This is a genomic window from Microcoleus sp. OTE_8_concoct_300 (genome assembly GCF_031383065.1).
Lineage (GTDB): Bacteria > Cyanobacteriota > Cyanobacteriia > Cyanobacteriales > Microcoleaceae > Microcoleus.
Genome location: NZ_JANMZH010000029.1, coordinates 1 through 10,064, shown reverse-complemented (window position 1 = coordinate 10,064; position 10,064 = coordinate 1). Strand labels below are relative to the sequence as shown.

The 10,064-nt window shown below is 44.3% G+C and carries 9 protein-coding genes; 4 read left to right on the top strand and 5 right to left on the bottom strand.

Annotation, left to right across the window (positions count from 1 at the left end):
* Window positions 1-432 precede the first annotated feature (432 nt).
* The gene (locus ACUVJL_RS01585) at window positions 433-1,263 is read left to right on the top strand and encodes an alpha/beta fold hydrolase (RefSeq protein WP_445244246.1); all 831 of its coding nucleotides are present in this window, start codon (window positions 433-435) and stop codon (window positions 1,261-1,263) included.
* Between the two features lie 130 nt (window positions 1,264-1,393).
* Window positions 1,394-2,875 (top strand): ATP-binding protein, encoded by a 1,482-nt coding sequence (locus ACUVJL_RS01580; RefSeq protein ID WP_445244245.1) that lies wholly within the window; start codon window positions 1,394-1,396, stop codon window positions 2,873-2,875.
* 116 nt (window positions 2,876-2,991) lie between these two features.
* On the opposite strand, the gene ACUVJL_RS01575 is transcribed toward ACUVJL_RS01580, so the two are convergent.
* The 5 genes from ACUVJL_RS01575 to ACUVJL_RS01555 all read right to left on the bottom strand — a co-directional run bounded on the left by ACUVJL_RS01575 (window position 2,992) and on the right by ACUVJL_RS01555 (window position 8,061).
* Entirely contained in the window at window positions 2,992-3,345 is a 354-nt protein-coding gene (locus ACUVJL_RS01575; RefSeq protein WP_445244244.1) for a slr1659 superfamily regulator, read from the bottom strand.
* 66 nt (window positions 3,346-3,411) lie between these two features.
* A complete protein-coding gene (locus tag ACUVJL_RS01570) occupies window positions 3,412-4,020 on the bottom strand; it encodes a DUF6272 family protein (RefSeq protein ID WP_445244243.1) in 609 nt (202 codons plus the stop codon).
* Between the two features lie 30 nt (window positions 4,021-4,050).
* Entirely contained in the window at window positions 4,051-5,286 is a 1,236-nt protein-coding gene (locus ACUVJL_RS01565; protein ID WP_445244242.1) for an adenylate/guanylate cyclase domain-containing protein, read from the bottom strand.
* A gap of 156 nt (window positions 5,287-5,442) precedes the next feature.
* Complete coding sequence (locus tag ACUVJL_RS01560) at window positions 5,443-7,587, bottom strand: SpoIIE family protein phosphatase (RefSeq protein ID WP_445244241.1); 2,145 nt, start codon at window positions 7,585-7,587, stop codon at window positions 5,443-5,445.
* A gap of 48 nt (window positions 7,588-7,635) precedes the next feature.
* On the bottom strand, window positions 7,636-8,061 hold the full coding sequence (locus ACUVJL_RS01555) for an SDR family oxidoreductase (protein ID WP_445244240.1): 426 nt from the start codon (window positions 8,059-8,061) through the stop codon (window positions 7,636-7,638).
* 200 nt (window positions 8,062-8,261) lie between these two features.
* Between ACUVJL_RS01555 and ACUVJL_RS01550 the strand changes: the two genes are divergently transcribed.
* Together ACUVJL_RS01550 and ACUVJL_RS01545 are read left to right on the top strand one after the other, a co-directional pair.
* Window positions 8,262-8,621 carry a VOC family protein gene (locus ACUVJL_RS01550; RefSeq protein ID WP_445244239.1) on the top strand — a complete coding sequence of 120 codons (360 nt, stop codon included), beginning with the start codon at window positions 8,262-8,264 and terminating at the stop codon, window positions 8,619-8,621.
* Window positions 8,622-8,624: 3 nt separating this feature from the next.
* On the top strand, window positions 8,625-9,905 hold the full coding sequence (locus ACUVJL_RS01545) for a recombinase family protein (protein WP_445244238.1): 1,281 nt from the start codon (window positions 8,625-8,627) through the stop codon (window positions 9,903-9,905).
* The last annotated feature ends 159 nt before the right edge of the window (window positions 9,906-10,064 follow it).

Below are 10,064 nucleotides of genomic sequence, written 5' to 3'. Positions count from 1 at the left end.
TGCTATCCTAGTCTTACAACTAGCTCCTCGGTCGTGACTTTCCTCCAGTCCGGGGGTAGGTTTTAACGTCTTTTACTGACGATTTAATCGGTTCAGAACCTTAGTATTGGTTGTGATTAATTATTTTGAGCATCCGTACTGTTGTTAAGCTAGATACTTGATTTCTCAAAATTCGCAACTTTCGACTCTTTTGACGATAGCACACTTGCCAGACATTTGTGCAATTGGTATATCTGATAGGCCGGATAAATCCTGCCATACCCTTTCATCCCTGGACTAAAGTCACAGGGTTTTCAGGGTATTTTCTAATAATAATAGAGACTATCACGCTCTATTTCTAATTCTCTACTCCGTAATGAAGTTTAACCTTTCAACCGCTGTTTTGTTACAATTGTTTACAAATGGATCTTACCTCTGAGGAGTCGATCGCCCATGCACTCTCAAGCACTTGTAGGACAAAAGCACACATTAAGTACATTTGTCAATAGCACCAGCCAAACAGCCACCTACCTCGACATCGGGTGCGGCAGACCCTTATTGATGCTGCACGGTTTCTTCGGAGAAAAGACTTGCTGGCTGCCCTTAATAGAGTTATTGCAATCTCAGTTTCGGTGCATTAGTTTAGATATGTTGGGTTTTGGAGAATCCAGCAAACCAGAAATCCGCTACGATGTAGCTATAGAAGTTGCTTTTGTGCGACAAGTTGTAGAACAACTAAATATCGAACCATGCTGCATCATCGGACATTCTTTTGGCGGTTGGGTGGCATCTGCATATTCCCTAAAATATCCTAATTCTGTCAGCAGTTTAGTGTTAGCAGCACCAGCGGGAATTCGGGACGACAGTTTTTGCGGTCAATATGATGCTTTGCGGCCGCTGCTGTGGGAAACCCCAGCCGTGGATTGGGCCTTGCAGTTAGCCAAACCTTTTGCTAGTTTAGCTGGAAAAAGTGAGAAATTGCAGGAAATTTCCGGGTGGCGCAGGGAGTTAATGTCTCAACCAGTAGCAAGGTCATTTTTAATGAGCCGGATGCGACCGGAAGACGCAGTTGATACAGTAGAAAAAGAAATTCACCAATTGCAAATTCCTACCTTAGTCATCGCAGCAGATAGCGACGAAACAATTCCTCTATGGCACTGTGAAACCTACACCAACGAGATACCCGGGGCCGAGTTAGTAATTATTCCCAATTCCACTCACGGGTTGCCACAAACTCAAGCTCAAATCATGGCTAAGTTGATTAGTAAATTTTTGGATTATTAAGAAAAACTGTGCAAAAAGCCGAATCCGGAAAATTGTGATAAGCTTCAAGTTGAAAATAATTGTGTTTTAGTATACTGCTTTAGTATGAAAAATAGAATATATTGGCTAGTGTATTGTACAAAAAATTTTTATGGCTCTCAAATCTTGTGTCAGCAAAAGCTACAGACATTTAGTTGAGTCGGGGGCATTACCAATGGCGAGACTGAAGAACTACTTTAATCTGGAAGAAATTACGACAGCCAGAAAAATTAGTGCTGCAGTAATTAATATCAGCGGTCGCCAGCGAATGCTTTCCCAACGAACTGCTTTTTTTTGCATGAGGTTAGTTTGCTCTGAGAATGCTGCAGAAAGAGCAAAACTGCGCGGGAATTTGTTAGAGGCGATCGAGCTTATGGAAAAATCGCATCGCGACTTAATTAATACTGGCAGCAGCATCAGCTTAGTGAATCGCCCTTCATTAACCGTCGAGGCAATGTATTTTGAGGCGCCACTGTATCTAGACAAACAAGTCCGCGGATATATCGATCGAATTAAAGCATTCGTGCAAGTTCCCGATGCCGAACTCAGGCTGGGAAATCCCCATCTGCTGTACATTGTCGAAGCAGCAGGCGGCGAATTGCTAGAAGCTTTCGATGCCGTGGTGAGTCAATACCAGCAAGAAAGCGACATCGAACAATTTGAAATCGACCTCAAACAGGTTGAACTTTATCAAGAAAGTTGTGCTGCTACCGCGCAAGCGGAAGCTCAAGCGGCAGATCTTGAGCGCGCAGTTTGCGAACTCAAACAAACTCAAGCTCAACTCCTCCACAGAGAAAAAATGTCTTCGCTGGGAGCGCTAATGGCTAGTATCGTCCATGAAATTAATAACCCAGTTAGTTTTATTTACGGCAACTTGAGCCATGCGGAAATTTATATTCAAGATTTGCTACATCTGCTGCGTCTCTATCAAGAATACTGTCCCAATCCCTGTCCCGAAATCAAAGCTCAAATCGAAGATATGGATCTTGATTTTCTAGTAGAAGACTTGCCTAAAGTTATGTCTTCCATGCAAATGGGTTCCAATCGCATTCGCGAAATTGTCAAATCTATGGGCAGCTTTTCGCGAACAGATAACAGTAACATGACCCTGTGCGATTTGCACGACAGCATTGACAGCACCGTGTTAATTTTGCGAAACCGTCTCACTTCTCAAATAGACCGTCCCGACATTCAAGTAGTTAAAAATTATGGAAAATTGCCTGCTGTAGAGTGTTATGCCGGACAGCTCAATCAAGTATTTATGAATCTACTTACCAACGCGATTGATGCTTTGGACGAGGCAGCACAAAATCAGCCCAATGCTGTGCTAAAAATTTCTATCACCACAGAATTAGCTGGGCCCGATCGCGTCAGAGTGCGGATTGCTGACACGGGAGCGGGAATGACAGCACAGATAAAAGAACAAATGTTTGAGCAGTTTTTTACCACCAAGCAAATCGGTAAAGGTACTGGTTTAGGATTGTCTATTGTCTACAAAATCTTAGTAGAAAATCACCGAGGAACGCTCAGGTGCGAGTCTGAACCCTCCAAGGGAACCGAGTTTATCATTGAACTGCCGGTACAGCAAACTTAAGTAATTTACAAACATCCAAATTTATGTATGTTAATTGTGCCACGGGCGTCCCGCCTGTGTTAATTGTACGATCGCTGTCCCGCCTGTGTTAACTGTAGTTAAAATTTACACATATCCTACGCTAATTCTAGCTTCAAAGTTGGCAACAGCTTTTCTAAATTTTTGAGAGATTTCTGTTGCCAAAGAACATCATTTGAACCCAATACCAAAAGTTGAATATTTTTCTTTTTCCGGACGCTAATGACAAACTTAGACAGCATACTGATACCAGAACTGTTAACAAATTTCAAGTTTTTTAGGTTCAAGGTAAGAGTAGGCGGTTCGGCATTTGCAACCTCATCTAACAATTCGGCTATGGGTGCATACTCTGCTGGCCCGCCCAGGCTGAGTTCGCCTTGGAAAAAGACTGTGACTGATTCTCGATCGTACTGAATGCTGTAATCTTTACCTTGAATTTCTTGAATGCCCATTATTCTTTGGTTTCCTGAGTAAAATACTGCGATCGCACAAGAGAGTAAATATTGAAATGGTTGAAACTAGACCGTAATTTGAACCACAGTCGTAACAGCGATCGTATCACTTTCTGCCCTTGGCTCGAATTTCCAACCTATCTTAGCTGAATAGTCATTAATCATAGTTAGCAATCCCAATCCCGAGCTGTCGCTTTCAGATTCAGCATTCTTTTCAATCTGCTGCAAATAAAGTTCATTTGGATCGGAAGCCAGAATTTCTTTAATAAACGCCTTAAACTTATTCGCCCCTTCAGAATTGACAGTATTACTGGCAAAAATTACCGCCGTCACCTCGGTTCCACAAATAAAGTGTATGCCAAATTTGACTTTGTAATTCGTATCATCCTTATTAAATTTAATCGCATTTTCTAACAGTTCGTTGGCGACATAGCTCACAACTCCCTTGCTTTGTTTAATCCGTTTCTTGCTGCTAGCATCCTCTGCGTCCATCGGTAGAAAGCTGGACAAATAATCTGCTACAAAATGAGCCGAAAGTCTGTTGTTGCGCCAGCGTTGCTTGATGGGACGAGAGCTCGGCGTAAAAGTAAGTTCTAGGGAGTCGTGTTCAGGAGGAAATTGGTCAATGAATTCTCCACAGATTTCTGTCACAGTTTGTAAGCTTCCAGATGTCATTATTTTTCTGCCTTTAATTAATTTTTTATGTCACTTCTGGGTAAATTTCCACACGCCATTCCAGTTAGCGGGAATACTATTTTCTAACAGTGCTTGGATGCGTTCTAGGTAAAGTTGGCTGGGTTTATCAGCGGGACTTATCGCCACTATTTGTTCAAAACAAACTTTGGCATTAGCAAAATTTCCCTGAGAATATTGTTCGAGTCCTTCCTCAAAAATAGGCACAGTTTGAATTTTGAGCGATCGCAGTGGTTCTCGTTCAACATCTAACACCTCACAAACAGTAATGGCTTCTTGTCTACCTTTGACAATAGCCCGATCCAAAAATCGAATATGATACTTTTCTGGTTGACTCAAACGTTGTACCACATCTCCTGAAATTAATAAAGATACGCCATAATACTTAGTTAAACTTTCCAGACGCGCCGTGAGATTGACATGATCGGATAGCGCATCTGCTTGCATCCGGTTCGCGTCTCCAATAATTCCCACCATTGTATCACCGACATGGATACCAATGCCAATATTCAGCGGTATGTACCCATTTATTTGACGGCTTTGATTGTATTCTTGCAACTGTTCTAGCATCACAATTCCTGCCTGAATAGCATCATCAACGCCCTCGGGAAAAACTGCCATCACTCCATCTCCTATATACTTGACAATAAAACCGTTGTGATTGCGAATTTCGGGACTAATTCGCTGTAAATAGGTATTGATGAAGTCAAAGTTTTCTTGAGGAGTCATTTGCTCAGCCATCGTGGTGAACGAACGGATATCGGAAAACATGATTGCCATCTCTTTGCTCACGTGATCTCCAAGCTGGAAATCAACAATGCTCTGCTTGCCGAGAAATTGGAGATATTCATCGGGAACAAAACGCCCATAGCCCTGCAAAATTTTCTCTAATTCCTGTTCCCGCGCTTTCACGGTTTCCACCATATGCGAGAATACCTGTGCCAGTTCTCCCAGTGCATCACTACGCGCTGCCACATCTGACAATATCTGGGGTTCAAAGTTGTTGTTTTTCACAGCAATAGCTGCATCTATCACCTTTTTGACCTGCTGAATGTAACTCTGCATCTCTTGATTTTTATCACGCATCTGGTTTTCAAGATCCGTGGAGTGTTGCGTGATAATTTCTACTAAAATTTCATAGATATTTTTTTCCTCTTCGACTTCCTCAAGTTTTTGCATCAAATCCTGTAGCTGCGTAGTGAGTTTTTCGGGAAATGTAAATTCTGCTACATTTATTTGGGGTTTCATAATTTCTCCTCCCGAATCCGGGAGCGCAAAATTGTTTCACTCGCTCGCTGTAAATTACTACAGCTTACACGGGCGGATCGAGAAATCCGGTTTGTGCTTCGATGCTTCCCGACTAAATCCAAGAGCGATGTTAGAAACCGGGTTGATGACAGTCAATCATAAATTATACACAATATTTCCCTGTTGCTTCAATACCAGTAAAGTAATGTCATCAAATACCTTTTGTTCTCCAATAAATTCTCGCAAATCCTCGATGGTGGCTTGCTTGATTTGTTCGGCGCTCAAATGCCAGTTTTGAGAAACCACTTCACAGAGTCTTTCGATCCCGTAGAATTGTTTGCTGCTGTTTCTGGCTTCCGTGATGCCGTCGGTGTACAGCACCACCCCGTCCCCCGGCTCTAAGTCTACTAAAACATGGCCGATCAACTCTGAAATATCCTCATCTAAGCCGAGCGGGAATCCTAAATCTATTGTGTCTAGCCGCTCGATTTCACCACCTTTCCTGACCACAATAATTTCCTCATGTTGACCGCTGATACTAATTGTGCGATCGGCGTAGTTGAGCAGAGCTAGCGTCAGATTTTTATCCGAGTTCATGCGCTGGACATTTTTATAAATAGTGCGGTTGAGGGTATCTAAAAAGCGCACAGGGTCGGATTCTGGCATTTCTTGAATAGTGCGGACAGCAGCTTGAGTCATCACCATTAAAATACCGCTTTCTAAGCCATGTCCGGTGACATCACCGATGCAAATCGTGACCACCCCGTTAGTACAAAGTACGTCGTAGTAATCACCGCCTAATTCCGAGGCTGGCTCCATAAATCCGGCAATATCTAAATCTTCAATTGCTGCTAATTCCGCAGGTTTTGGCAGAATTAACTGCTGCATTTGTTTGAGGATATCGAGTTCGGAACTCATGCGGAGGTTGTCCGCTTTCAGACGTTGGTTGAGATCGGCAATTTGTTGAGTGGCTGTGGCGAGTTCAGAGGTGCGTTCTTTGACTTTATCTTCTAGAGTTTCAAAGGATTCTTGCAGTTGTATCGCCATGCTGTTAAAGGAATTTGTTAAAGTTTTAATTTCAAAAATCCGACTGGAATCAACGTTCTGGTTGAGAGCACCACCTGCTAGATATTCTGAAGCTTGAGCAATTTGGTTCAGGGGGCGAGTAATCCAGCTAGCGGTGAGAATACCCACTCCAACAGAGACAATTAGAGCCACAATACACAGCAAAATGGTGTTGCGAGTGTTAGCATAAATTTGCGCCATAAAGTCGGCTTCAGGAACTACTACTACAATCAGCCAATTGAGACCGTACTTGTCAGTTAGCGGAGAAACTTGAATAAATTGCCGCTCACCGTTCAGCTTAAAGTCAAGTTGAACAGTTTGATCGATGTCTTCCAAACGCTTGAAGCGATCGAGCAGATAAACCACACTTTGACGCATCAGGGGGTTGCTACTTTCCTGTGCTTTAATCCGCTTTGTATCTTTGCCAGTTCCTACCGAAAGAGGCTGTTCTTTAACCGAAGTGGCTATTAACTCACCCTGGGGTTCAATGATAAATACTTGACCGGAATTACCCACGCTTAAGGTTTGCAGGAAGTGGCGGATTTGATCGAGGCCCATCTGGCAAGTCAACACGCCAATTAGTTTCCCTTCAGCATCGTAATAGGGTAGACTCGCATTAATTTGCAGCGTACCGTAGCCAAAATTAATATAAACTTCACTCCAAGCTGCCTGTTTCTTCTCAACAACAACGCTGTAAAAAGGGCGCGTGCGAACGTCATAATTGGGCGTGGTTCTGTCAATCTTTGTGGGGTTTCCATCAGCGTCAAGGTTGTAATATATCAAGTCGCCACCCCCGGGAATCAGTTGCTGGGCAAGCTGAGGTTGTTCAAGTCCAACCAGCCGATTTACCCAACCCACACGCAGGTACTGACCTTTTTCGTTGGCAAATCCCGCGTGACCGATCGATTTAAATTGCAGAACTTGTTTCCAAAAATAGGGTCGAGCTTGCTCCAAATCGTCAAAGTTCAACACCCCCAAAGGTAAAGCATCCTGATTGATCTGATTCACCAGTGGCGGAGCTTCCAGATAGGTTTGGACACGTTCGTAAACTCTCGCACTCACTTCGTGCCGTAACTGACTAACAATATCGTTGACTATCTGCTCTCCGTTTCTGTAAGACAGATAGCCAACGCAGCCAACAGTAGCCAAAATTTGGAGCACAAAGGGAACTACCAAGACATTGCGGAGACGGAATTTGCCCGCTCTGGACGCGATCGCACGTTTTTGAGAAACCATTGTTAAAAACACTCCCAGCGGGCAGTTTACAATAGGTTGATTAACTTTTCAAATGCTGCCGTAAACCGCCATAGCGGCGCCGCGAACATCTTTGGCAGCTTCCGAACCCAGAAAGCAAATTACTTGAGCTAGAGATTGAAGTTCCACCCATTGGTGAGTATTTTCCGAACCCATTGCCGAGCAATTTGTCGGAGGATCAATCACACTGGCGAGGGCAGTATTAGCAGTTATATTAGTACCTTTTGTTTCATCTGCGATCGCCTTTGTGAGCGCCACCACTCCAGCTTTAGCAGCACAGTAAGCCGCCAATTGTCCAACCTGCTTTTCGCCCCCACGCGAACCCACACTCAAACTCCGCCCGTCGCGCCAGTCAACAATACTTGTTAGCCTTTCATTATTTATAAGTAAGTGGGTACAAATAAATATAACATAGAGAGAGGGCGGGTTTGGCAGTAGTAAACTCGCTGATACCATAGACTCTAACTAAACGCGCCCCTACAATTACAGATTTTATATTATGGTTTTTTCCCATGACCTATTTACATTTTTGGATAGGTTAAGAGCAACTGACAATGTTATCATATCCAAAACTGAACAAACATCAACCAATCAGCGTCCATCAGCGCTCATCAGCCTGCATCAGCGGTTAAAATAAAAAAAAATACCCAACAAAAATGCAAATTACTCAATCCCTCCACAGCGCCATACTCATCTCCAACCTGGAAAAATCCCAACACTTTTACAGCACCGTACTAAAACTGCCAAAAATCGATCGAGACTTAAAATTTCCCGGAATCTGGTATCAAATCGGCGACTTCCAGCTCCACCTAATTTTAGCTGCAACAATTATCCCCGATGCCGTAGACCAGGAAAAATTAGGACGCAACAGACATCTAGCATTTTCGGTTGCCAACTTAGAGGCAGCAAAACAACAATTAATTGCTCACAACTGCCCGTTCCAAATGAGCGCATCAGGTCGATCGGCATTATTTACCCAAGATCCCGACGGCAACATCATCGAACTCAGCGAGTAACAGATGAAAATCATCGCGTATTCTTACACCGAACCGCTACTCGAAGCAGCACCAGCACCAGAAATTTGGGGTCAAGAGGTCGATCGAATATATCAAGACTTAGGAGGGCGGCAACAACTGCAACAACTCCTCAAAGACTGCCAAACAGAACCAATCAAATACCTGTTAATTCAGCGCTTTGAGGAACTCGGCGACACATTACAGCAAGTGTGTTCGCACCTCGCCCAACTCGAAAACCTCGGCGTCGAAATCATCGTACAAGCAGAAACAGAACCGCGAAACCGCAAAAACTTGCTGCAAATCCTCGCAGAACTCCAGCGCAGCCAACACAGCCGGAGCATTCGCAAAGGACACGCCCGCAACCGCATCAAATCCCGGATTCCACCAGGTAAGGCTCCCTACGGCTACCGGCGCGGCAAAGAGCGCTACACGATCGATCGATCGGCCGCCGCCGCCGTCAAAGACTTTTTTGAACACTTTTTAATCTACGGTTCCTTGCGAGGTTCCGTGCGGTATTTAGCCAAAAAATACAGCAAAAAAATCTCCGTCAGCACAGGCCGCCGCTGGCTGACAAATCCCGCCTACCGAGGCGATTTGGAATATCAAAACGGCCAAGTAATTTCTAATACCCACGTCCCGATTATTTCCAGAGAAGAAGCCGCTCAAATAGACAGATTGCTGCGCCGCAACCGCCGCCTTTCTCCCCGCAGCGCCAGCGCCCCGCGTTCCCTCGCAGGTTTAGCCATTTGTGCGGAATGCAAATCCCCCATGACAGTTGCCAAAGTCACCTCCTACCGCAAAGATAGAGAATACCTTTATTTGCGGCCGATTAACTGTCTGTCGCAGCCTAAATGCAGTGGCTTTTCCTACCAAGAAATATTGCAATCAACCATTGAAGGAATCTGTCGGGATTTACCCGCTGCTGTCGCCGCGCTGCAAATGCCGGATATCAACGGAATTAAAGCAGGAACTGAACGGGCGATCGCATCGAAACAAGAAATCCTAGAGCAACTTCCCGCCCTGATTGAAAGCGGCATTTTAGACACAGAAACCGCAGAGTTTAGAGCATACAAAATCCGCACGGAAATTGCCCAACTGCAAAGCAAATTAGCCCAACTGCCGCCAGTGAATTTGCGAGAAACAGCTCAAACTGTTTCTCTTCCCCAATTTTGGCTGGACTTGTCGGAATCGGAACGCAGGTTCTATTTTCGAGAGTTTATCGATCGCATTGAGATAGTCGGGGAAAATACCAATTGGAAACTGCAAATTATTTTCATTTTTTAAGGATTAGTGCGACGTTGATCGGTAGCTGCTGCGTTAGATGCCCGACTTCTTAAAGAACTCGGGCCTCTGGGTGCTCTCTTAGGATCGTGAATTAAATAATTTGCATAAGCCTGTGGGATGGGCGTCTCGCCCGTCCCTTATAGACGGGCGAGACGCCCA

Bases quoted from the DNA above. Each gene is read 5' to 3' on its own strand.
- ACUVJL_RS01555 (WP_445244240.1), bottom strand. From the start codon at position 8,061: ATGGTATCAGCGAGTTTACTACTGCCAAACCCGCCCTCTCTCTATGTT.
- ACUVJL_RS01580 (WP_445244245.1), top strand. From the start codon at position 1,394: ATGGCTCTCAAATCTTGTGTCAGCAAAAGCTACAGACATTTAGTTGAG.
- ACUVJL_RS01570 (WP_445244243.1), bottom strand. From the start codon at position 4,020: ATGACATCTGGAAGCTTACAAACTGTGACAGAAATCTGTGGAGAATTC.
- ACUVJL_RS01560 (WP_445244241.1), bottom strand. From the start codon at position 7,587: ATGGTTTCTCAAAAACGTGCGATCGCGTCCAGAGCGGGCAAATTCCGT.
- ACUVJL_RS01550 (WP_445244239.1), top strand. From the start codon at position 8,262: ATGCAAATTACTCAATCCCTCCACAGCGCCATACTCATCTCCAACCTG.
- ACUVJL_RS01565 (WP_445244242.1), bottom strand. From the start codon at position 5,286: ATGAAACCCCAAATAAATGTAGCAGAATTTACATTTCCCGAAAAACTC.
- ACUVJL_RS01545 (WP_445244238.1), top strand. From the start codon at position 8,625: ATGAAAATCATCGCGTATTCTTACACCGAACCGCTACTCGAAGCAGCA.
- ACUVJL_RS01575 (WP_445244244.1), bottom strand. From the start codon at position 3,345: ATGGGCATTCAAGAAATTCAAGGTAAAGATTACAGCATTCAGTACGAT.
- ACUVJL_RS01585 (WP_445244246.1), top strand. From the start codon at position 433: ATGCACTCTCAAGCACTTGTAGGACAAAAGCACACATTAAGTACATTT.